A 23,057-nucleotide genomic window follows, 5' to 3' on the forward strand; every position below is an offset into this window, starting at 1 on the left:
CCTGCAGAAGGAACATCCCGCGTGAGCGCGCTATCCGAACAGATCCTTTCCGAACTGCGCCATCTGCTGAGCGAGATGAGCGACGGCGGCAGCGTCGGTCCGTCCGTCTACGACACGGCGCGAGTTCTGCAGTTCCACGGCAACGTCACCGGTCGGCAGGATGCCTACGCGTGGCTCATCGCGCAGCAACAAGCCGATGGCGGATGGGGAAGCTCGGACTTCCCCCTGTTCCGCCATGCGCCCACCTGGGCGGCGTTGCTGGCATTGCAGCGTGCCGATCTTCTTCCCGGGGCTGCCGATGCAGTCCAGACTGCAACTCGGTTCCTCGAGCGCCAGCCCGATCCTTATGCGCATGCGGTGCCGGAAGACGCGCCGATCGGCGCGGAGCTGATTCTTCCGCAGTTGTGCAGCGAGGCCGCATCCTTGCTGGGCGGCGTGGCGTTTCCGCGCCACCCGGCGCTGTTGCCGTTGCGGCAAGCGCGCCTGGTCAAGCTAGGTGCGGTGGCGACGTTGCCGAGCGGCCATCCGTTGCTGCACTCCTGGGAAGCCTGGGGCACCTCGTCGGCCGCCGCATGCCCGGATGACGACGGCAGCATCGGCATCAGTCCGGCGGCCACCGCCGCGTGGCGTGCGCACGCCGCCACACAGGGGAGCACGCTGCAGGTCGGGCGCGCCGACGCGTATCTGCAGGCTGCATCGCGTGCGACGTGCACCGGCATCGAAGGTGTCCTTCCCAACGTCTGGCCGATCAATGTATTCGAGCCATGCTGGTCGCTGTACTCCCTGCATCTGGCCGGGCTGTTCGCGCATCCCGCGCTCGCCGAGGCGGTGCGCGTGATCGTCCTGGAGCTCGACGCCCGCCTGGGCGTGCGCGGTTTGGGTCCGGCCTTGCACTTCGCGGCCGATGCGGACGACACCGCCGTTGCGTTGTGCGTCCTGCGCCTTGGAGGCCGGGACGTGTCTGTCGACGCGTTGCGCCATTTCGAAATCGGCGAGCTATTCGTCACCTTCCCCGGCGAGCGCAACGCATCGGTGTCGACCAACATCCACGCCCTGCATGCGTTGCGCATGTTGGGAAAGCCCGCCGCCGGCACCACCGCCTACGTCGAGGCCAATCGCAATCCGCACGGTCTATGGGACAACGAAAAATGGCACGTTTCCTGGCTGTATCCTACCGCGCATGCGGTCGCTGCGCTGGCGCAAGGCAAGCCCCAGTGGCGCGACGAACGCGCGCTGGCAGCGCTGCTGCAGGCGCAGCGCAGCGACGGCGGCTGGGGCGCCGGTCGCGTGTCCACATTCGAGGAAACCGCCTATGCGGTGTTCGCGTTGCACGTGATGGACGGAAGCGAAGAGCCGACAATCCGGTGCATCGCGCAGGCGGTGGGGCGTGCACTGAAGTGGATGCTCGCCCGCTATACGGCGCATGCGTTGCCGCAGACGCAGCTGTGGATCGGCAAGGAACTGTATTGCCCCACTCGGGTCGTGCGCGTGGCCGAACTCGCCGGATTATGGCTGGCGCTTCATTGGGGGCGCCGCGTTCTAGCCGAGGGGCGAGGAGTGGCACCATGATCCAGCCCGAACGCGCGCTGTCGCAGGTGCTTGAGTGGGGACGTTCCCTGACCGGGTTCGCCGACGAGCATGCCGTCGAAGCGGTCAGGGGCGGCCGGTACATCCTGCAGCAAATTCGCCCGAGCCTGTACGACACCGGCGCCCGCACTGGCCGCGATCCGCAGGACGAAACTCTGATCGTGGCATTCTATCGCGAACTGGCGCTGCTGTTTTGGCTCGATGATTGCAACGACCTTCGCCTGATCGCGCCGGAGCAGCTCGCTGCGGTCGAGCAGGCGCTGGGGCAGGGCGTGCCGTGTGCACTCCCCGGATTCGAGGGCTGCGCTGTGCTCCGTGCTTCGCTGGCCGCGCTCGCCTATGATTATCGCGACTATACTCAGCTTCTCGACGATACCCGGTGCTACTGCGCGGCGCTGCGCGCCGGAGACGCGCAGACGGCAGGGGCGGAACGCTGGTCCTACGCCGAGTACCTGCACAACGGCATCGATTCGATCGCCTACAGCAACGTGTTGTGCTGCCTGTCGTTGTTGTGGGGGCTGGACATGGCGACCTTGCGCTCTCGTCCGGCGTTTCGCCAGGTCCTGCGGCTCATTTCTGTGATAGGGCGCCTGCAGAACGATCTGCATGGACGCGACAAGGACAGGTTGGCCGGCGAGGCCGACAACGCCGCGATCCTGCTGCTGCAGCGCTATCCGGCTATGCCTGTGTTGGAGTTCCTCAACGACGAGCTGGCGGGCCATACGCGCATGCTGCACCGGGTGATGGCGGAAGCACGCTTACCCGTGCCATGGGAACCGTTGATCGAGACCATGGCGGCTATCCGCGCGCAGTACTATCAGACCTCGGCTAACCGCTACCGCAGCGACGCAGGCCAGCATGGGCCGTTCTGAACGCGCGGGAGGCGGCGGCGTGCGCGCGCTGCCGTCGGTCCGATCCAACGACGCAACGCCATCGCCCGATGCGACTGACGAAGCGAGCATAAACGACACCGCCCTGAGCCAGCGCAAGGACGACCATCTTGACATCCTGCTGGATCCCCGAACGGCGCCGGCCACCGTCGCCGCCGGCTGGGAGGACATCCGTTTCGCACACTGCGCATTGCCCGAGTTGGACCTTACGCAGATCGACCTGCGCGCCTCGCTGCTGGGCAAGACCATGCGCGCGCCGCTGCTGATCAGCTCCATGACCGGCGGCATGCCGCGCGCCGAGACGATCAACCGGCATCTGAGCGAGGCAGCGCAAGCCTTGGGGATCGCCATGTGCGTAGGCTCGCAGCGCGTGAGCCTGCAATCCCGCAACTCCCAGGGGCTGACGCGCAAGTTGCGCCGCGTGGCCCCAGACATTCCCTTGCTGGCCAATATCGGCGCCGCGCAACTGCGCGAGGCCGACGGGCTGGACCTGGCGCGCCGGGCGGTGGATGCGCTGGAGGCGGATGGACTCATAGTCCATCTCAATCCGCTGCAGGAGGCGGTACAGCCGGAGGGCGACCGCGACTGGCGCGGCGTCCTGGCGCAGATCGCTCGCGCCGCGCGCAGCGTGGGGGTGCCCGTTGTGGCCAAGGAAGTGGGGTCCGGCCTGTCCGAGTCGGTAGCTTCTGCGCTCGTCGAGGCGGGCGTGGCGGTGATCGATGTCGCCGGCGTCGGCGGCACCAGCTGGGCCGCGGTGGAGGGCGAGCGCGCCCGCGATGCCGCCGATCGTGCAGTGGCGATGGCGTTCGCCAATTGGGGGATTCCGACCCCGGCCAGCGTGCAGGCGGTACGTCAGGCGCTGCCAGCGGTGAAGCTGATCGCGTCGGGCGGAATCCGCGACGGCGTCGACGTGGCCAAGGCCATCCGCCTGGGCGCGGACATCGCCGGGCAGGCGGCCGGCGTGCTGCGCGCGGCGACGGTGTCCACCGAGGCGGTTGTCGCGCATTTCGAGATCATCATCCGCCAGTTGGCCGTCGCCTGCTTCTGCACCGGCTCGGCTGATCTGGCGGCGTTGCGTCAGGCGCGCTTGTTGCCCTTTGCGCGTCCGCCCGCTGGTTGATGCCGGCATCAACCGTACATTACGGCGGGCGCCGAGGCGCTAACACGGTACCTTAATGGTGAGAGGTCTCGGCGCACCTAGAGCAGACGATGCACCTATTCTCACGTGTTCGACGACTGTCTTGCAGTCAGCCATGTGCGGTTACAATCGCGCTTCTTCGAAGACCGAAGCTCAGGCCGCAAGTCTTTCCCTTGGTGCGCCACTCATGCCCATGTTTCCCGTCTTTGAAACAAGGGGTCCGCAAAAACTCTCCTGGCATGCCGGTTGCAAAGATACCGCAGAGGACCCACACGACCACGGCGATCTCGCAGTCCTTACGCCACGGAGTTCGAGACGATCAAATCGATGCAACAGGCCTGCCCGTTCAGTTCATCCCCTGACCTTCGTTCGCGTCGCTTGGAAGCACCGAGCGGGACCGTTCATGCTTAAGCCGTGCTCGGCAAGCTGGCCAGCTTGCCGACGACCGATCGCTGCGTGCAAAGTCGCCGAACCGTTTCCCCAGACCCGGCTCTGCAGCACCGACGGAGCGTACCGGGACCTCGAATTCGGAGCCGGCGTGCGGACCATGGCCGTCGCGGCTCATTCGTGAAATCTTGCGAGATGAGCCGGCTGGGGTACGCGCAACGCGGCGATAAATGATGCAGTCAAAAGTGTGCATGCCGCACGAGCGGCCACATTGTTATAGCCTTTTCAACAGCGTAGGAATCAGGCGGTATTTTAGGCGGTATTTTGGAAAATGTAGACAAATTTCAGCTGTAAAATCAGTTTGTTAGAGTTCCAGTTGATGATTGAGTGGGAGTAGGGGGATTAGGCGGCGATGGTGTGTTGTCGCCTCCGCTGGAGTTAGCGCTGATTGCCTGACAGCACTCAAACGTGATCGGGCACGAATGTAAAGCATCGTCGGAGCCGTTTAGAGCCTTGGCATATGACGTGCAATACGCGGGTTTGAGCGAGCGACGATGGCTCGGCTGAAAGTTGGCTCGAACGTACTTTGCGGACCGCAAGGGGCGATAACTTCTGGCAACCGATTCGGCATCGGGCAGCGCGTTGGCTGTTTCCAGGAACATCCTTGACTGGATTGCGTTTCCTATTCCGGACCTTTCCAAAACAGGGAGAACGGTGTCATGGACTGGAACCGCGTGGAAGGAAACTGGAAACAGGTGAAAGGCAAGGTCAAGGAGCAGTGGGGCAAACTCACCGATGACGACCTTGACCGCATCGCCGGCAAGCGCGATCAACTCGAAGGCAAGATCCAGGAGCGTTACGGCATCGAAAAGGACCGCGTGCGGCGCGATGTCGACGATTGGTACGGGCGGCAGGGTTGGTAGGCATGTGAGCCCCGGCTGTGGCCATTCCAGGACGCGGCCCAACAGTCCGGCAGGACCATGCGGGCGCTGAGCCTTGTCGTCGGTTGAGTTTTGCAGCAAGGATTTCGTAGTGTGGCTGAAAATATCTCTCGCAAGCAGGAGCAACGGGGGACAAGAAGAATTGTCACGTGGGCGATCGCAGTTATCGCCGTGATTTTTCTTGCTCTACTGGCTATATTCGTGCTCGGCCCGTTGCTATGACTTTCATGGCGATGATTGAGCTGTCTCCGATCCGGGGATGATCGGGCATTGGTCGGGGACGCGGGCAGCGGCCACCAGTGAGCAACTATGCTTCAGGCGAGGGCATGCGGCCAGCGCTGCTTCCGCGGCCGGACGACGCCAAGGCGGCGCACCTATATCGACCGCCGTCGCGCGGCTAGCCGGTCTGCAGTGCCGGCACAAAACCTGTTTCACAAGAATTTTGCTGAACACGATTTCGCCGGGAACATATCAGGAAAGGATTGGTTTGGTGGCGGTACACCCAACCAGGAGATCCACCATGATCGTCAAACTTCTGTCCGCCGCTGTGCTCGCGCTCACATTGGCCACATCGGCAGTGGCACAGTCGAACAGTTCCGGCTCCAACAGCGGTTCGGGCTCGAACGACGGCACCGGGGCTACGTCTGGAAATACCGGCGGCAACAGCGGCACCGGCTCTGGAACGTCCGTGAATCCTTCCGATCCGAGCACTACAAATTCGACAAATTCCACAACGAAATCAGGTGGCATGACTGACCGCTGCAAAGATTCGGCAGGCAACGACATCGACAACAACACCGCGACCGGCACGACAACATCGAATGTGCAGAACTGTAATAAATGAGCCGGCTCCTCAATCCGTTGCCGGACCAGTGCTTCGGCAGCGCATTGAGCGCTGAGAGCGGTAAGCGCAGATGAACCGGCAGGCCGCCAAGCAAGCGCCGCCCCGATTCTGGTGGTTGGCAGGAGCATCGGCGGCTGTCGTCATCGGTTTTGCCGTCTTTGCCAGCGGTTTGGTTCGCAGCAACAGTCTGCGAGAAACCACGCTTGTGCAGGCGATCGGCGGCGACCCTCAACGAGCCATCCCGGCCATGATCCGCAACGGCTGTGGCGGATGTCACGAAATCCCGGGGGTGCCCGGCGCCCGTGGTACCGTCGGTCCCTCCCTGCGGGGCGTCGTCGAAAGAGGATATATCGGGGCATCGCGAGCCAGCCCGGATGCGATGATGCGCTGGATCAGCAGAGCGCGGGACGTAGACCCGAACACGGCCATGCCCAATACAAATCTGTCGCCTCAAGAGGCACGCGACATCACCGCCTATCTCTATGCGCGGACATGAGGCGCACTGAACTGGTCCGACGGCGCAGGCGCCTTGCCAGCAGAAGCAGCAGCCCAGGCATCAACACGGCGGCGCACGCCACAAGTGATTGAGCCGCCAGAACCATGATTGTCTGGCCTGTTGTCGAGCCGGCCCGCATCTGGCGTATATCGGCCGCGGTAACGCTGACGTCGGGATTTCCGAACCGAGCGGTGACGTAATTTGCAAGGGCTGCCACCTGGCCATCGTCCAGCCAGCCGCCGAAGGCCGCCATCGACTTACGCCCCGCCACGTCGCCAGCTTTGACGCCTTCAAGGATGGTCATGGCGACATCCTCGGGCGTGGCCGCGCCGGGGGTGCTGTTGCGGGTCAAGGACGGATAGGATCCGTCTGACGATCCGCCTCCGTTCGCCCCATGGCACGTCGAACAGAGCGATCGATAGAGATCATCGCCGGCTGCGGTCCCGCTGCCTTGCGTCATCCCTTCGGTTCCAGCATCGCCGTCGGCCGTGGCCGCGTTACCCCATGAGAACCGCGGCTGCTTTTCGTCTCCCGATTGGGCGGGCACGTCCCTGAGATAAGCGACGATGGCCTGGATATCGTCATCGGAAAGATGTTGCAGGCTGTTCATGACCGTTTCCGCCATCGGCCCGCCCGCATAAGCCTTCCCGGGAACGGCGCCGGTTTTGAGAAATCGAGACAGCTCTTCGTTGCTCCAGCCGCCGACGCCTGCGATCTTGTCGCTGGTAATGTTGAAGGCCTGCCAGATGCCGGCGGTGCCGCCGGCAAGCTTGTGGTCTTCATCCATGCCGAACGTCGCATTCCTTGGCGTGTGGCAGGCACCGCAGTGGCCGAGCACCTCGACCAGGTAGGCTCCCCTGTTCCATGCGGCGGTCCGGTTCCGATCGGGCGTGAAACTGCCGGTATGCAGGTTCGCGAGCTTCCACAGCGCAACTGTCCAGCGCTGGTTGAATGGAAAAGGCAGGATGTTTCGCGGCTGCGGCTGCGAGATCGGCGGCTGCGCCAGGAGGTAGGTCCGGATCGCAAGCACGTCCTCGCGGCTCATCGCGGCGAAGCTGTCATAGGGCATGGCGGGATAGAGATCGGCTCCGTCGCGCCTGACACCTTTCTGCACGGCCCGCACGAACTCGTCCGCGGAGTAGCGTCCAATGCCCGTGTCAGGATCAGGTGTGATGTTGGTCGAGTATACGTCGCCGAAGGGTGTCGGCACGCGATAGCCTCCAGCGAACGGGCGGCTCGGATTGGACGTGTGGCAGCCGATGCAGTCGGCCGCTCGGGTAAGGTATTCACCCTTCTGGATTTCGCTCGCCCGCAGCTCAGTGCAAAGCGCCAACGATGCCAAGACGAGCGCGACCGCCCGGGAGGTGACGGCCGGGAATGGAATGCCCGCGGCAGGCCAAGGCGCGCACCGGCGGACGGCCAATCTCCGGGCCTTTGACCTCGTCACAGTTCGCACCCGCTGAAGATCAGCCCTGCCATCAGCTGCGCCAGCAAGATGAGCGTGAACAGCACCCCGATGCCCACGGAAGTCCTTGCAAGGAATGCGCGCGTGCGCGCCTTCCGGGGCGGGACCGTACCATGTCCGCGGTCATGAACGGCGTGCCACGACAGCAGCGCGCCTGCCAGGGCGACAGCGGCGCCTGTCAACGAGAACAAGGCAGTGGGACGAAAGCCGGCGTGGCATTGCCAGGATGCAATCGAATAATCGAGCTGCAGCGTTATTGCCCACGCAACTGGTCCGCTGACCAGGCCTGCCCAGGAAACGCCGGTACGGATCGCCTGCATCTCACATCCTCGGAGCCCAATAGATAACAAGATAGAGCACGACCCATGAGACGACGACGAAGTCCCAGTAGAAGGCGTTGTCCGAGACGTCGCTGAAGCGGCGGCCTGCCTTGCCTTTTTGCGTGAACATGAGAACCGCCAGGACGATCGTGTCGCCGACATCGGTAAGGAGATGCGTCGTATGCAGCCCGAGCAGGAACCAGACGATCGATCCGTAAGCGTTCTGATCCCAGGAAATCCGCAGAGCCGGAAATTCCCAGATGCGAACGATCAGCGGAAGAATGCCGACGGTCGACATGACGACCATGCCAAGGCGAACTTTCGCCAGGTCCTGGCGACGTGCCCAAACCTCGATCATGTGGTTGGGCACGACGCTCGCAACCAGAATAACCAGTACTGCCGTCCCCGGCAGCAGATCTGGCGCAGGGGCCCCAATGGGCCAATGCCGGGCCAGCACGGCCAGATAGAAGTAAGTGCCTATCGCCAAGGCAAAACCGGTTGCCTCGAGAGCAATGAAGGCAAGGGTTCCCCACCACATCGGGCTCGCTGACCCGAAATCGTATGTGGGCAGGTGACTGACGTCGGCGACGGGGCGGTGCCTCATTCCTCGTCCTCCGGTTCGCCTTTCGGCCAGAACCAGCAGATGAAGCCGATCGAAACCGGGATCGCTCCCCAGACCACCGCCCACGGCGTGTATATCGAACCGAGAAATGCGCCGCCGACTGCGATGGCCGACAGCAACGGCCAGATCGAGTTGTCAGCCGATGGTACCCTTACTTGCGGCATCGCATCGGCGACCGTGCCGGCGAGCACCTCGCGGGCGTCGACACGCAGACCTTCGACCACTGGGAGCACATCGGGCTCGGCCCAAAGCGGTTCGCGGTGAGTTACCACGGGCAGCCGCGAAAAATCGTAGGAGGGCGGCGGCGACGTCGTCGCCCATTCGAGCGTGCTCGCGCGCCAGGGATTGTCTCCTGCAATGCGGCCGTTGCGGAGGCTGAGCAGGAGATTCAGGAAGAAAAGCGCAAAGCCCGCGAACACCACCAGCGAAGAGAGGCTGATGAAGAGGTTCATCTCTCCCCAGCCGCTCGCCGGCGGATACGTATAAACGCGGCGCGGCATGCCTTGCAGACCGAGAATATGCATGGGGAAGAAGGTGAGATTGAACCCGAGGAAGACCAGCCAGAAATTCCAGCGGCCGAGCCTCTCGGACAGCATGCGTCCGGTGATCTTGGGAAACCAGTAATAAACGGCGCCGAGCAGGGGGAAGACGGCGCCCCCGACCAGCACATAATGGAAATGGGCAACCACGAAATAGGTGTCGTGCACCTGCAGGTCGAGCGGCACCGAGGCGACCATGACGCCGGTCAGGCCGCCGATCACAAAGGTGAAGATGAAGCCGAGAACGAAAAGCATGGGCGTGGCGAAGATCGGCCGGCCGCCCCAGATCGTCGCAATCCAGCAGAAGATCTGAACGCCGCTCGGAATGGCGATCATCATCGAGGAAGCGGTGAAGAAGCTCTCGCCGAGTTGCGGCAGGCCGGTAGCGAACATGTGGTGCACCCACAGGCCGAAGGAAAGAAAACCGATCGCGATCAACGACAGCACGATCCCGAGATAGCCGAACACCGGGCGGCGAACGAAGGTCGGCAGGATCGCGGAAACGAAGCCGGTCGCCGGAATGAAGATGATATAAACCTCGGGATGGCCGAAGAACCAGAACAGATGCTGCCACAGCAGTGCATCGCCGCCTGCTGCGGGGTCGAAAAATTTTGTGCCGACCAGGCGGTCGAGGATCAGCATTGTGCTCGAGACCATCACGGCCGGCATGGCGAACAGGATGACGAAAGCCGTAACGAGGACGGACCAGACATAGAGCGGGATGCGGTCGAGCGACATGCCGGGGGCACGTTGTTTGAAAACTGTCGCGATGATCTCGACCGCTACCGCGAGGGCGGACACTTCGGTGTAGGTCACCATCTGCGCCCAGAAATCGGGGCGCTTGCCGATGCCATATTCGGGTCCGGCGAGCGGCACATAGGAAAACCAGCCGGCATCCGCACCGGTTTCGAAGGCGAAGGCGATCCAGATCATCAGCCCGCCGGAAAGATAGACCCAGTAGCTGAATGCATTGAGCCGCGGAAAGGCGACATTGCGAGTGCCGATCATCAGCGGCACCAGGTAAATGGCGAAAGCTTCCATCACCGGCACGGCAAACAGAAACATCATCGTCGTGCCGTGCATGGTGAACAACTGGTTGTAGAGATCGGGACCGATATGGCCGGCCTCAGGCTGGGCAAGCTGGAAGCGCATGGCGAGCGCTGATAGACCCGCAAGGATGAGAAACAGGAAAGCCGTCACGATATAGCGCCGTCCGATCAGCTTGTGATCGACCGTGACCAGCCAGCCGTAGAAGCCTTTCGGCGTTCGCCAGGCATGCGCCAGAAAGGCGCGCAGTCTCACCTCTTCGAGACCGGTGTCACGGATGCCTTTCAGGGCCTCCTGAGTGTGCTCGGCCGGCTTTCCCGCAAGGCCACTCATTCGAGGCTTCCGAGATAGGTGACGACCGCGTTGAGATCGTCGGCGCTAAGGGCAATGCGCGGCATCTTGGCGCCGGGCTTTATCGACTGTGGATCGGCGATCCAGGCGGCGAGCGCGCCAGGGGTCATGGCGAGCGTATCCGCGGCCAGTGCGCGTCGGCTGGCGAGATGAGTTAGGTCAGGTCCCACCGTTCCGCTGGCAGGCGTGCCTCTTATCGTGTGGCAGAGCGCACAGCCGGTGGACAGAAATGCCTGTTGGCCGCGGCGCTCTTCGTCGCCGCCAGGCGCGGATGCGACGGCGTTTTGCCTGGATTGCCATGCTTCGAACGCTTCGCGGCTTTCCGCGATGACGGTGATGGCCATATGGGCGTGCTGATAGCCGCAGAATTCGGCACACTGGGCACGATAGATGCCGGGCTTATCGGCGACGAGTGTGAGCTCACTCGGCCGGCCCGGAATGAGATCGCGCTTGCCGGCAAGGTTCGGCACCCAGAAGCTATGAATGACATCGAGCGAATCGAGTTCGACCTTGACCGGTTCGCCAACCGGGACATGGATTTCATTTGCCGTGACGATCGATTGGGACCGATCATCTCCGGGATACCGGACCTCCCACCACCATTGGTGCCCGGTGATGCGCACGGCAAGCGTTTCCGTTCCACTCAGCGAAGCAATGGATTTGCCGGCGAAAAAACTCGCTATCGTCATCATGACGAGCACCAGAACGGTCAACGCAATGGCGCTGCCGACAGCGCGGGTAAATCGGCGCTCCTGACGAGAATCGATCTCGAGCGGCGAGCGCGTTGTCTCGGACAGGCGACGACGCAAAAGCGCTGCCGCCAGGATCAACATGACAAGCAGCCACGTGGCCACTGCGATTGCGCTGAAAGACCAGATCAGATCAAGGATTCTCCGGGCATTCGCACCGTGTGCATGGAGGGCCGATTGCCTGTCGCCGCATCCTGCCAAGGCCAATATCGGCGCTGCGCTGATCGCCCTCAAACGCCGTTGCGCGGCCGTTCCATGAAAGGTGCCAGGCAAGATTTGCCTTGGACATGTGGGGGCAAGCGACATTCGCGGTCGTGTCAGCCTGCGAGAGCTGGCCAACGGACTCATGCACCTCGCCATGAAGGATCCACCATCGTTGCCAAGGCCATAACGCGGCTGACTGAAAAAGGATGCTTGGCAACACCGCCCGGCTGAAAACCGACGCGAAGCGGTGCGGGTTAGACGATGCGCAACTGCTGGAAAGCCTGTTGCCGCCGACCGCTCGTTTGAATCCAGAGAGCGACCAGGAGCAGTGCGGCCCCGCCATAGATCAGGCCGGCGGGAATCCACATGATCAAGCCTGCAAGTTGCTGGTCCTCGAGCGGGTTGAGCCCCCATAAATCCGAGCCGATCGCATTATCCGGATACCACAGCCTGGGCGAGACGACGAGCAACACCCCGAGCAGCCCGGTGTGGAGGGAGGTGAAGAAAAGATGCATCACGGCATTGCCGCAAGCCTGCTCGCGGCCAAGGCCAGGCAGCAGCACCCACCAGAACAAAAGCCCGCTACCGAGGAAACTCGCGTGCTGGGCATAATGCAGGAAGCCCTGCTGGAGGGCAGCCTCGAACAGCGCCGGGACATGCCAGATCCATATCGCGGCTCCGTGCAGGACGGTCGCGACCACAGGACGGCTGATGAACGCCCAGACCGCCCGAAGCGCATTTGCATGTCCGGCCGCTCCGAATATCTGGCGCAGCTGTACCGGCAGGGCCCACATCATCGCCGCCGTCGGGCGGGAGGCAACCAGCAGAGGCGCTGCGACCGCCATCAGCAATTCGTGCTCGATCATGTGCGCCGCAAACACATGTTCGCCCAATGCATGGATCGGGCTTACAAGGGCGAACGCCAGGACGGACCAGCCGGCAGCAAACAGCAAGGCCTGCCGCGATCGCAAGCGACGTCCACGTCCGCTCCGTCGCCACAGCCGGCCAGCGCCGGCAACATACAGCAAAAGGATTGCCGCCAGTGGCAATGTGATGGGTAGCGCCAGAGTCCAACCAGCCTGCGGAGCGCCGTTGCCATAGCAAATCGAGGTCGAAAAGAGCGTGTCGAAGCTCATGATCCGCATCCGTCATCCGGAAGAGCGCGGGTTCATCTGGAAAGATTCAGAATGAAGCCACTGAGGCGCGCTGTTCCACCTCCCTGCGCCGCCTCTAGGCATCCATCATCGATTTCGCCGGCTCACGGGCGATATTTTCTTCTATGCGTTCGTGTCCCGGCGTCCGCGGCAGGGCCTGGCGGAAGTTCTTGGCGTAGTCTGCCGGCATTTTGGGCGGCATCAGCGGCTCATAGGCATCTACCAGCGCTTCGATCACGACAGGGCCTTGCGTGGCGAAAGCCTGGTCGAGAACCGTCTCGATCTGATCGGGCCGCTCGATGCGAAAACCCTTTGCGCCCATTGCTTCTGCCGCCTTGGCAAAATCGATCGGCTGCAATTCGCAACCGAATTGCGGGTTGCCCAGAAACATCATCTGCTCCCAGGCGATCTGATTGAGCATGTTGTTCTTGATCACCAGAACCTTCAGCGGGATCTTGTAGCGCACCGCCGTCGAGAATTCGCCGAGCTGCATGGCAAAGCCGCCATCGCCGACGATGGCGGCAATCGGTCGACCGGGAAACGCTATGCCGGCAGCGATGGCGTAGGCCAGACCGCAAGCCATCGACGCCAGCGATCCGGACACCCCGAATGCCTGGCCGCTGCGAAGATCGACATGGCGGGCGGCCAGCTCCGTATTCTGACCGGAATCCGTGGCCAGCACTGTGTCGTCGGCCAATCTTTGTCCGAAAGCCCGGGCAATCGCTTGTGGCTTCAATGGTTGCGCCTGCATGTCTTCCGACTGCCGCATCATCTCGCGCCATTTTCTCATGGTCTCCTGGGAACGGCGCAGGAATTCATCCGAGGGCTTTTGCGTCAGGCGCTGGTTGAGCGCGCGCAATGTCTCTGCCGCGTCGCCGACAAGGCCGGCCTCGACCGGAAAGCGCAAGCCGATCCGTTGCGCATCGCAGTCGATCTGGACGCCACGGGCCTGTCCGGGCTTCGGGTAGTATTCGATGTAGGGAAAGGTCGAACCGATAATCAGCACACCGCGTCACAGTTCTCCATCGCCTCTTGCGAAGCCAGGGTTCCAAGAATGCCGATCCCGCCGGTGGTGTAGGGATGGTCGTCCGGCAGCACCGCCTTGCCCAGCAAAGCCTTCGCGACAGGCGCCTGCAGCAGGCGCGCCGTGTCTTCGAGTTCGGCGGCCGCGCCGATGGCGCCGCGCCCGGCCAGGATCGCAACCCGCGAAGCGTCATTGAGAATGGCGGCGGCTTTGTCGAGCTCAACGTCCAGCGGTACGCTGTGACCGGCGAACATATCCTGCGGCGTGTGCGCCGGGCGATTGCGCTTGGAGCGCTTCGACGGATCACGCTCCTGCTCCTGGATGTCGCTGGCAATCGAAAGATGGGCGACGCCCTTGCGCGCCAGCGCGGTTCGACAGGCAAGGCTGGCGACGTTTTCCATATGCGCGGCGTCGGCAACATGGGCGTTATAAACGGAGACATCGTTGAACACGCGCGTCAGATCGACATCCTGTTGCGTGAACGTCTCGATCAGATCGTGGAACTGCATGCCCGTAATCGCCAGCACTGGAGCCTGGTCGAGCTTGGCGTCATAGAGGCCGGTCAGAAGATGTGTTCCGCCGGGGCCGGACGTCGCAAGGCACACGCCCAGCTTTCCTGTCCACTTGGCATATGCACATGCCATGAAGGCAGCCGACTCTTCATGCCGGACCTGAACGAAGGCAATTTTGTCGCGCCGCGTCCGCAACGCTTCCATGACCCCGTTTATGCCGTCTCCCGGCAAGCCGAACACCACCTCCACGTCCCAGGCGACGAGTGTGTCGATCAGAATTTCTGCTGCATTCGGCATGTCAGGGTAGCTCCGGGTGGATGGTGTCCGAACCGGTGAATCCCGAGTTGGTTCCTTCGTCGCAATAAATCGTGACAGGTTTCTGGGGCGATCTTCCTGGGGCGGTCTATTCGATCTGCTCGAACGTGCATTGCCGTGGCGCCTTGTCGGGGCGCCAGCGCAGCAGTTTGGTGCCATGGCGAAACCGATTGCCGGTGACGTGGTCGAACCGGACCTCCACCACCAGTTCAGGTTCCAAAGGCTCCCATTGTCCGCTGCGCTCCGTGCTCCAGCGGCTCGGGCCGCCGGGCGCCTTGCCGGTGAATCCGGGCTCTGACCGCAGCCCTTCCAGCCGGCGCGTGAGCGCTCCTCTGTCGGTCCTGGCGATGGTCGACGTGAAGCCGACGTGATCGAGCTTGCCGTCGTCATTGTAGAGGCCGAGGAGCAGTGAGCCGACCTCACGGCTATCCGCGAGATAGCGGAAACCGCCGACAACGCAATCGGCGGTGCGCCTCGGCTTTACCTTCACCATCGCACGTTCGCCGCACAGATAATGCTCGTCGAGCACTTTGGCCACGATGCCGTCGGTCGATGCATGGCCGGCCCCGTTCAGCCATCGAGCCGCCGTCGCTGCATCATAAGTGCACTTCGACAGGCGAAGATCCGGACTGTTCGAGGAGGTCACGAAGTCCTCGATCGCTCGCCGCCTTTCGACAAGTGGTTTGCCCGTGATGACCTCGCCGCCCGGCCTGGCAAGCATGTCGAAGAGGATCAGACTGGCAGGCGTCTGCGAACTCAGTTTGCGGATTCTGCTTTGTGCCGGGTGAAGACGCATCTGCAGCGCCTCGAAGGAAAGCTCACCGTCCACCTCGATGACAATCTCGCCGTCGATGACGAAATGCCCGCGCTTGAGGTCACGCAGGATCTCCGTGATTTCCGGAAAATAGCGGCCGAGCGGCTTGCCGGATTTGGCGCGCAGGTCAACGGTGTCGTCGCTCTTGAAAGCAAGGCAGCGGAATCCGTCCCATTTAGGCTCGTACTGCCAGCGGTTCCCATCCCTTGGGATTGCATCGGCAAGCCTGGCCTCCATCGGAGACGTATCCAGCGGGAGCGGGAAGGCGTTTATCGGCTCATGCACGGATCAGGCCTCCAAAACCGGTTCAGGAACGGCTCCGGCTTTTCAACTTCCAGGACAGCACCGCGTTCCATCTGACGGGTTCATGGCAGGTCCTTCGCGATGGACATTTTCATTTGCCGCCGGAACCCGGTGACGGCTGGCCGCTTTGATGTCATCGGCGGCGCGAAAGGAGATGCCCATCGACCTCTCATTGTGGACAGCTTTTGTCGGAACCGTCATTCTGATGCAGGTGCCGCCAGGCCCCGACAGCATGCTGGTGATGGCCCGCGGCATCGGACACGGGCGCGGCGTGGCGTTGTTCACGGTACTCGGCATGACGCTGGGCGCCGGACTGGTGCAGCTTCCGCTGATTGCATTCGGCCTGTCTTCGCTTGTCCACGCCTCGCCGGTGGCGTTCAATCTGCTTCGATGGGCCGGGGCGGCCTATATCATGTGGCTGGGTTTCCGGCTGCTGCTTTCAGCCTCGGCAACCATTCCCACAGGTGACATCAAGGCCCTGCGGCCGCTCGCCGCCGCCCGGGAAGGAATGATCGCCAATCTGAGCAATCCCTGGCCTTTGATGTTCATGGTTGCGTTCCTGCCGCAATTTGTCGACCCGCATAGGGGCTCCGTCACGTTGCAACTGGTGCTGCTTGGCGCAACACAGAAGATAACCGGTGTGCTGGTGCTGGGAGCCTACGCCTTGGCATCGGGCGCGGTCGGCGCATGGGTCATGCGGCACCCTCGCGCAAGGCTTTGGCAGCAGCGGCTCGCCGGCTGTCTCATCATCGGCCTCGGCGTGCGGATGGTGATCGGCGGCAGTACGAGCCGCTGACTTCAAGAAATAGCTTTTGTGCCTGAAGGACTGGCTTTGACACATGCATTCTCTTCTTCAGGCAAACGGAGCATTCGCTTTGACGTCGGCTCCGCCGCCGTCGCGGGCCGGGACCGTGTCCAGGAACAAAAAACCTGACCGGAGGTTCGAACCTCGATCTCAATGCAGCTGCAACGCTTCATCGCCATCCGATTGGAATGTTCGTCATGATTTCTTGCGTGGCCTCGGTAAAGACGCGCCTTCAATGAACAAGCCGCCTGAGAATGCTGGCCAAAGGGAAAGCAGGCGAAAAGGGGGCGACGTCGTTCGGGCGCTTGGGCTTGGCCTGATCACCGGCGCGGCCGATGACGACTGCTCGGCCATCGGTACCTACGCCAGCGCCGGAGCGCGGTTCGGCCCCGACCTGCTGTGGACGGCACCTGTCACGCTGCCGATGATGTATCTCGTCGTCTACCTTTCATCCAAACTTGGCCAGGTTTCGGGTCGCGGGCTTTTCCAGGTCATATCGGACTTCTATCCGCGTTGGCTGCTATGGTTCGTGCTGGTGGGCGTGCTGATCGGCAACACGATCGAGGCAGCCGCCGACCTTGGCGCCATGTCGGCGGCTATTGTGCTGTTCGTTCCGCTGCCTGCTCCGTTGGTCGTCACTGCCGTTGCGGTCGTCATTTTTGCCCTGCAGGTGCTCGGGTCGTACAAATTGATCCGAAATGTGTTCCGGTGGCTGGCTCTGGCTCTGCTTGCCTATGTGGTCTCCGCAGTGCTTGCCAAACCGGATGCCGCTTCCGTCCTGCGTGGCACGCTGTTGCCACAAATCGAGTTCAGCCGAGAGTACCTGTCCATCCTCGTCGCCATCGTCGGGACCACTCTCTCCGCATACCTTTACACGTGGCAGTCCAATCAGGAGGTGGAGGAGGAGATCGCCAAGGGTCGAACGAGCCTCGAAGAGCGCAAAGGCGCCACCGAGGGTGAACTGCGCCGATCCCGCCGCGATATCCTGATCGGCATGACGTTCTCCAATCTGATCATGTATTTTATCATCCTTTCGACCGGGTCGACGCTCTACAAGGCCGGACACACGCAGATCGAGACAGCGGCACAGGCGGCCGAAGCGCTGCGGCCGCTTGCCGGCGACGCTGCCGGCATTCTCTTTGCGGCCGGTGTAATTGGCGTCGGCTTCCTGGCCGTGCCGATCATGACCGCTGGCGCTGCTTTCGATTTCGCCCAGGCGATGGGATGGAAGAATAGCCTGCATGCCAAACCCCGGCAGGCTCCCAAATTCTACATCGCGATCGGGGTCATAACGCTGGTGGCGGTGGGTCTCAATTTCTTCGGCTTCAACCCGATGAAAGCTCTCGTCTGGTCCGGCATCGTGCAAGGATTTTCAACGCCGCCGCTGCTGCTTCTCATCCTCATCATGACCAACAATCGCAAGATCATGGGCGACAAGGTCAACAGCACAAGCACGAACATCCTGGGCGGCGTGACGACCTTGGCGATTTTTGCGGCGTCGGCGGGATTGGTGGCAAGCTGGTTCTTGTAGCTCGCATGGCATGACAGATGTTCAGGCACGGTGGAACATCGGCGGTCAAATCCCGTTGAGACGCTTGTGGGAGAAAGGAGGTTGTCCATGTCAAAGTTGCAGGCCGCAACTCCGGACCGTTTAAGGCAACTCAGGCTTGAAGCTTCAGCACATTTCGCTCCGTTGATGCTGAACGAAGCCCTGTTGCGCCTTTCCCATGCCTGCGGAGGCGACAGCCTCGACCGCTTCGAGAAAGCCATGGTTGATCAAATCGAGGCTGCCAAGGACGATCGGGCCGATTTCGAAACGATCAAGGAACTCGCGATCGAGCAGCTTTACGCCCTGGTCCGGAACGCCAACGATTCGCCGAAAAAGAAACAGTCGCTGGAGAAGATCGACACGCGCAGAACGCCCGGCCGGTCCGAAGAACCACGCACGCTCGAGGACCAACTGCAGGCGGGGTTGGAGGATTCCTTTCCGGCGAGCGATCCGCCTTCGGTGGTGTCCACGACCATTTCAGGCGGAGCAAAGAAGCTGGTCGGGACCGACGAGGTCCTGGAGAAGCAGCGGCGACAAGCGTCCAGCAAGGAAGATCGCTCGTAGACCGCGGTGCCGGCTGGGTTGGCGGCAAACCAAAGAGTGCGGACGCGCCAACGGAAACAGCTGACGCCATCGCATCAAAGTTTGACAGCCGCCTCCCGCGCCCAGAGCCGCAGTTTGCGGCATGACTGCACAAACGCAGCTACCGAAGCTGCCGAATCCAGCCGCCTCAGCCCCTCATCGGCATCGGGAGCGACGCCTGCTTTGATCAGGAGCGGCTCGGCCCCGAAGGTGAAGCCGATGAACTTGCAATGCGCAAACGCATCAGACACGAAATCCTTCGCAGCGGCCTCCTTGACCAGTAGCCCGGCGCCCGCCTCGGAGAGGAGCAGCACCACCGCGTCGAACAAAACGGATGGACCGCCGTCGATCATGTGCCTTGCTTCGATGTGGGTGCCGTCGGCGGCTTCGACGCCGCCCACCTTGGGCGCAACCACCTCCATCACCGCGCCTTCCGCTTCGATGGCGGAACGAAGTTCCTCGAACAGCGCGACATCGGCTCCATCGCTGAGCATGACACCGACTTTGCGGCCTTCGAAACTGTCGGGCCCGTTTTGGATGATGCTGAGCGCCGGCGACGGCGGCAAGTCATCGCGCGGTGGAACGGCGGCTTCGGCAGGTTCGGGCATGTCACGGATGCCGAGCTTGTCGGCGACCGTGGTCGCCAGCGTTTCATCGATGTTCAACAAATGCGAAACCATGCGTTCGCGGATCGCCGGGGCCTGGACCTTGCTCAGTTCAAACGTCAGCGCCATTGCGATGTGACGCTGCTCCGGTGGTGTCTGGCTGTTGAAGAATTGCCGGGCCTGGCTGTAGTGATCGGCGAAGCTCTCCGCGCGCAGACGTACTTTCTGCCCTTCTTCGGCATCGGAGAAAGAACGGAAGCCACGCTGCGGATCCTCGCGCGGTCCCAGTCCCCATGAGTTCGGTTCATAGTTGGCGCGACCGGCCGGATTGCGCATGGCCATGTGCCCGTCCTGTTGAAAATGGGCGAACGGGCACTTCGGCGCATTGATCGGCAGATGGGTAAAGTTCGGACTGCCCAGCCGCTTCAATTGGGTATCGAGATAGGAGAAGTTGCGGCCCTGCAGAAGCGGATCGTTGGAGAAATCGATTCCGGGCGGCACATTCTGCGTCATGAATGCAACCTGCTCGGTCTCGGCGAAGAAATTATCCGGCATCCGGTCGAGCACCAGCCGACCGACCGGAATTGGTTCGAGAACCTCTTCGGGAATGATCTTCGTTGCGTCCAGGATATCGAAGTCAAAACTGTCGGCAAACGCCTGATCGAACAGTTGCACCGTCAACTCCCATTCCGGGAAATTGCCGGCCTGTATGGCCTCCCACAGATCGCGGCGATGGAAGTCGGGATCGGCGCCGTTGATCTTGACCGCCTCGTTCCAGACCACCGATTGCATGCCGAGCTTCGGTTTCCAGATGAACTTGACGAAGGTGGATTCGTCCTTGGCGTTGACGAGGCGGAACGTATGCACACCGAAGCCTTGCATGAAGCGGAAGGAACGCGGGATGGCGCGATCCGACATGATCCACATCACCATGTGCATCGATTCCGGCATCAGGCTGATGAAGTCCCAGAAATTGTCGTGCGCCGTCTGTGCCTGCGGAAAAGCACGGTCGGGCTCCTGTTTGGCGGCGTGGATCAGATCGGGAAACTTGATGGCGTCCTGGATGAAGAAGACCGGAATGTTGTTGCCGACCAAATCCCAATTGCCTTCCTTGGTGTAGAGCTTGACCGCAAAGCCGCGCACGTCGCGGGCGAGATCGAACGAGCCCTTGTTGCCGGCAACCGTCGAGAAACGAACGAATGCCGGCGTCTTTTCACCAGCTCGCTGGAAAATGTCGGCACGTGTGTATTTGGCCAGTGAGTCGTAGGTCTCGAAATAACCATGCGCGCCATAGCCGCGGGCATGGACGACCCGTTCCGGGATGCGTTCGTGGTCGAAGTGGAAAATCTTCTCGCGAAAGTGAAAGTCTTCGATCAGCGATGGTCCGCGTTCACCGATCCGCAATGTGTTTTGGTCGTCGGAGACAGGCGTTCCGAGCGCCGTGGTAAGGACAGGCGTGTCGTCTCCCGCGATCTGGTGCAACTCGCCGCCATTTCCGCGCGCGCTATTCTGATCCAGTCCACTTGCCGATTGGCGAGCGGAGGGGCGAGCGGATTTGGCCATGACAGGTCCTCGATCGATACTGGAAGGTTGAAGTGGCAAGCCATCAAACTGCCGGTGAACGGCTTTGTTCCCGTAAAAAAGCGGACGCTGTAGATACCACTGTCGAAGGAGGCGTCGCTGCTGCGGCGATGGTATGCGCCGATCGCATGACAGACATCTCCGCCCGCGAAGAATTGTGAAGAGTTGTCTCCAGCAAGAGGAACGAACCAAACTTCCATGCATTTAGCTGAGGCTGCGTTCACACACTCTTTCTTCTGGGAGCTGGACCATTGTCATCCGGAGGCTGCCTTTTGGCCGACCAGGAAACCAATGAAGTTTCCATCGTTGACCTGATACCCGCCCTGCGGGCATTCGCCCGCACCTTCTGCCGCGTCCCCGACGATGCTGACGATCTCGTGCAGGAGACACTGACCAAGGGTCTCGCCAACATCGACAAGTTCGAACCCGGTACGCGAATGAAGTCGTGGCTCTTCACCATCATGCGCAACACCTATTATACCCGGGTCAAGATCGCTGCCCGGGAGGCGCCAGGCCTGCTCGACTGCGCCTCTTCGAGACCAATTTCGGAAGCCACCCAGGAATGGACTGTTCAGAGCAGGGAAGTTCACGGCGCCATTCAAAGACTGCCTGAACACCAACGCGAGGTGCTGATGCTGATCGGCGTTTTGGGAGTGAGCTACGAGGAAACCGCCGATATATGCGGTTGCGCGGTCGGGACGGTCAAAAGCCGCCTGAACCGTGCGCGCGCCAACATCCTTGAACTCCTAGGGGAGAGTTCGCTGGAGACATTGATGGAGAGGAGAAACCAGCTGTCGGACGGTCAGCTCGACGTCGAGGTCGACAGCCGCAGATAGTCAGTTGTTCGCGTCGCGCCGACGTTTCTCGACGAGCGCGTTCTGCAATTCGATCGCCAGCTTGGTGAGGCGGTCCGGAATCTTTTCCTGCTCTATGGCTGCCAGCAGGGAGGCAATCTCCCGATCCACCGCCATCTCGACATGCGGATCCGCGGTATCGTCGCTCGAACGAGACATCACATTCTCTTGATAGCGGTCCCTTGATCGTAGTGTGGTGATAAGCGCCCGGCATTACAAGCCTGTGTCCACCGCCGAGAAGCTGACCGGCGGACCCTTGCACAGGTTTATTTCCTTGCTCCTTGGTCGCCCCGCGGACCACAGGCCCGCGCGGTGGCGTTCAGTCCTTCGGCAATCGATTAGCGGCGTAATCCTTCGGACTTGATCCGATTGCCGTCCAGCCCGCGCTCCTCCTTCGAATCGAGGACACTCGTTGGTGCCCTTTGCTCGACGTCCGAACTGGCATCGTGCTGTAATGTTCCGTCTCACCGAGCGAGCAAAAAAGCGTTGCCATCCCATGATCGAAACGGCTTCTCACCGTCGATGAGGACCCGCAATTGATGAGCTTGCGCCAGACGGCCGATATCGTCGCGGTCTGAGAAAAGCGATCCGCGATAGGAATAGTTCAGCAAGGCGAGCCAGCCCGGCCGTTTCAGAACGCGCGCAATTTCTTCGAAATGCCGCTCTGCCATGCCGGCCAGAACCAGATAGGGAAAGCTGTCGACCGCCAGCACGCAATCGAAACTGGCATCGTCGAAATCGGCCAGATCGAGACCGGAGGTTTGTCGTAACTCGACATTGCCGAGTGCGGCGCATTGCTCTGAGGCGATGGAGATCATTCGCGACGATATATCGATACCGACCATCCGCTTGAAGGATCTGCACAGCGCACGCTCGAAACGGCCGATGCCGCAACCGATGTCGAGAATGCTCCGTTCCCTTCCGGTGAATTCTCGGGCTTCCAGCCATGCGACGATTTCGTTGGTCGTGGCTGTGAGCCTTTCCACATCGCCGAGGGACGCCAGTTGGACACTCGCGGCTCCCGAAATCGCTGCCGCGGCATCGAAGCTGGACGCCAGCCGCATGACGACATCGGCATTCGTCTCGTCCTCATTGCGCTCATGGCGAACGGCGCCGCCCGTCGCTCGCAACATGGCAAAGACGTCTGGTTTGCAGCGCAGCAGTCCGGCGACCTTCCGCAATCTTGCCGCGTCGCCGGTATCCGCCGGACGGACTTTCAGCACGACCTCCGCCAATTCCGCTGCCCCAATTGTGGGCGGCAGGTGGAGCGCCAGCCTGACGAGAACACCTTCGGCGCAAATACCGTCGGCCATGCAGTCTTCAACCGCCAGCCTGACCGATGTCCGGCGCTGGGCGCCTTTCGGTGCGGTTACACTCAT

Annotated in this window: 20 protein-coding genes and 1 pseudogene; 10 read left to right on the forward strand and 11 right to left on the reverse strand. The window is 61.9% G+C overall.

Annotated features, from left to right (window positions below; genetic code table 11):
* The first annotated feature begins 21 nt into the window (after window positions 1-21).
* The 6 genes from A4R29_RS05905 to A4R29_RS32810 all read left to right on the forward strand — a co-directional run bounded on the left by A4R29_RS05905 (window position 22) and on the right by A4R29_RS32810 (window position 6,283).
* Window positions 22-1,569, forward strand: a complete 1,548-nt coding sequence (locus tag A4R29_RS05905) for a hypothetical protein (protein WP_063171465.1) — start codon at window positions 22-24, stop codon at window positions 1,567-1,569.
* Window positions 1,566-2,459 (forward strand): terpene synthase family protein, encoded by an 894-nt coding sequence (locus A4R29_RS05910; RefSeq protein WP_063171466.1) that lies wholly within the window; start codon window positions 1,566-1,568, stop codon window positions 2,457-2,459. The genes A4R29_RS05905 and A4R29_RS05910 overlap by 4 nt, the downstream gene beginning before the upstream one ends.
* Window positions 2,460-2,547: 88 nt before the next feature.
* Window positions 2,548-3,597, forward strand: a complete 1,050-nt coding sequence (gene fni, locus A4R29_RS05915) for a type 2 isopentenyl-diphosphate Delta-isomerase (RefSeq protein WP_063173594.1) — start codon at window positions 2,548-2,550, stop codon at window positions 3,595-3,597.
* Window positions 3,598-4,721: 1,124 nt separating this feature from the next.
* Window positions 4,722-4,925 (forward strand): CsbD family protein, encoded by a 204-nt coding sequence (locus A4R29_RS05920; protein ID WP_013533227.1) that lies wholly within the window; start codon window positions 4,722-4,724, stop codon window positions 4,923-4,925.
* 538 nt (window positions 4,926-5,463) lie between these two features.
* The gene (locus A4R29_RS32805; RefSeq protein ID WP_013533226.1) at window positions 5,464-5,787 is read left to right on the forward strand and encodes a hypothetical protein; all 324 of its coding nucleotides are present in this window, start codon (window positions 5,464-5,466) and stop codon (window positions 5,785-5,787) included.
* 70 nt (window positions 5,788-5,857) lie between these two features.
* Window positions 5,858-6,283: a c-type cytochrome gene (locus A4R29_RS32810; protein WP_082827331.1), complete on the forward strand. Its 426-nt coding sequence runs from the start codon at window positions 5,858-5,860 to the stop codon at window positions 6,281-6,283.
* Here A4R29_RS32810 and A4R29_RS05930 read toward each other — a convergent pair.
* The 8 genes and pseudogenes from A4R29_RS05930 to A4R29_RS05965 form a co-directional block, all read right to left on the reverse strand.
* Window positions 6,255-7,706 (reverse strand): c-type cytochrome, encoded by a 1,452-nt coding sequence (locus A4R29_RS05930; RefSeq protein ID WP_167355169.1) that lies wholly within the window; start codon window positions 7,704-7,706, stop codon window positions 6,255-6,257. The two genes, A4R29_RS32810 and A4R29_RS05930, sit on opposite strands and share 29 nt — an antisense overlap.
* 20 nt (window positions 7,707-7,726) lie before the next feature.
* Entirely contained in the window at window positions 7,727-8,068 is a 342-nt protein-coding gene (locus A4R29_RS05935; RefSeq protein WP_063171469.1) for a hypothetical protein, read from the reverse strand.
* 1 nt (window position 8,069) lies between these two features.
* Complete coding sequence (locus A4R29_RS05940) at window positions 8,070-8,672, reverse strand: cytochrome c oxidase subunit 3 (RefSeq protein ID WP_063171470.1); 603 nt, start codon at window positions 8,670-8,672, stop codon at window positions 8,070-8,072.
* On the reverse strand, window positions 8,669-10,609 hold the full coding sequence (gene ctaD, locus A4R29_RS05945; protein WP_063171471.1) for a cytochrome c oxidase subunit I: 1,941 nt from the start codon (window positions 10,607-10,609) through the stop codon (window positions 8,669-8,671). The genes A4R29_RS05940 and ctaD overlap by 4 nt, the downstream gene beginning before the upstream one ends.
* Window positions 10,606-11,682 carry a cytochrome c oxidase subunit II gene (gene coxB, locus A4R29_RS05950; RefSeq protein ID WP_420891091.1) on the reverse strand — a complete coding sequence of 359 codons (1,077 nt, stop codon included), beginning with the start codon at window positions 11,680-11,682 and terminating at the stop codon, window positions 10,606-10,608. The genes ctaD and coxB overlap by 4 nt, the downstream gene beginning before the upstream one ends.
* A 152-nt stretch (window positions 11,683-11,834) precedes the next feature.
* Window positions 11,835-12,716: a cytochrome c oxidase assembly protein gene (locus tag A4R29_RS05955; RefSeq protein ID WP_063173595.1), complete on the reverse strand. Its 882-nt coding sequence runs from the start codon at window positions 12,714-12,716 to the stop codon at window positions 11,835-11,837.
* Window positions 12,717-12,810: 94 nt separating this feature from the next.
* Window positions 12,811-14,567: pseudogene (locus tag A4R29_RS05960) on the reverse strand (thiamine pyrophosphate-dependent enzyme).
* Between the two features lie 106 nt (window positions 14,568-14,673).
* Complete coding sequence (locus A4R29_RS05965; protein WP_024502350.1) at window positions 14,674-15,684, reverse strand: ATP-dependent DNA ligase; 1,011 nt, start codon at window positions 15,682-15,684, stop codon at window positions 14,674-14,676.
* Between the two features lie 223 nt (window positions 15,685-15,907).
* Between A4R29_RS05965 and A4R29_RS05970 the strand changes: the two genes are divergently transcribed.
* The 3 genes from A4R29_RS05970 (at window position 15,908) to A4R29_RS05980 (ending at window position 18,620) form a co-directional block, all read left to right on the forward strand.
* Window positions 15,908-16,498, forward strand: coding sequence for a LysE family translocator (locus A4R29_RS05970; protein ID WP_127368134.1), 591 nt, complete (start codon window positions 15,908-15,910; stop codon window positions 16,496-16,498).
* Window positions 16,499-16,742: 244 nt separating this feature from the next.
* The gene (locus tag A4R29_RS05975) at window positions 16,743-18,038 is read left to right on the forward strand and encodes an Nramp family divalent metal transporter (protein WP_063171473.1); all 1,296 of its coding nucleotides are present in this window, start codon (window positions 16,743-16,745) and stop codon (window positions 18,036-18,038) included.
* Between the two features lie 87 nt (window positions 18,039-18,125).
* Window positions 18,126-18,620, forward strand: a complete 495-nt coding sequence (locus A4R29_RS05980) for a hypothetical protein (RefSeq protein WP_013533214.1) — start codon at window positions 18,126-18,128, stop codon at window positions 18,618-18,620.
* Between the two features lie 74 nt (window positions 18,621-18,694).
* Here A4R29_RS05980 and katE read toward each other — a convergent pair whose 3' ends face one another.
* Complete coding sequence (gene katE, locus A4R29_RS05985) at window positions 18,695-20,806, reverse strand: catalase (RefSeq protein ID WP_063171474.1); 2,112 nt, start codon at window positions 20,804-20,806, stop codon at window positions 18,695-18,697.
* A gap of 290 nt (window positions 20,807-21,096) precedes the next feature.
* On the opposite strand from katE, the gene A4R29_RS05990 reads away from it, so the two are divergent.
* Entirely contained in the window at window positions 21,097-21,660 is a 564-nt protein-coding gene (locus tag A4R29_RS05990) for a sigma-70 family RNA polymerase sigma factor (RefSeq protein ID WP_013533212.1), read from the forward strand.
* Here the strand turns inward: A4R29_RS05990 and A4R29_RS32815 are convergent, their stop codons facing one another.
* On the reverse strand, window positions 21,661-21,837 hold the full coding sequence (locus A4R29_RS32815; protein WP_013533211.1) for a hypothetical protein: 177 nt from the start codon (window positions 21,835-21,837) through the stop codon (window positions 21,661-21,663).
* 305 nt (window positions 21,838-22,142) lie between these two features.
* The gene (locus tag A4R29_RS05995; RefSeq protein WP_063171475.1) at window positions 22,143-23,057 is read right to left on the reverse strand and encodes a class I SAM-dependent methyltransferase; all 915 of its coding nucleotides are present in this window, start codon (window positions 23,055-23,057) and stop codon (window positions 22,143-22,145) included.

Source organism: Mesorhizobium ciceri biovar biserrulae (assembly GCF_001618845.1).
Lineage (GTDB): Bacteria > Pseudomonadota > Alphaproteobacteria > Rhizobiales > Rhizobiaceae > Mesorhizobium > Mesorhizobium ciceri.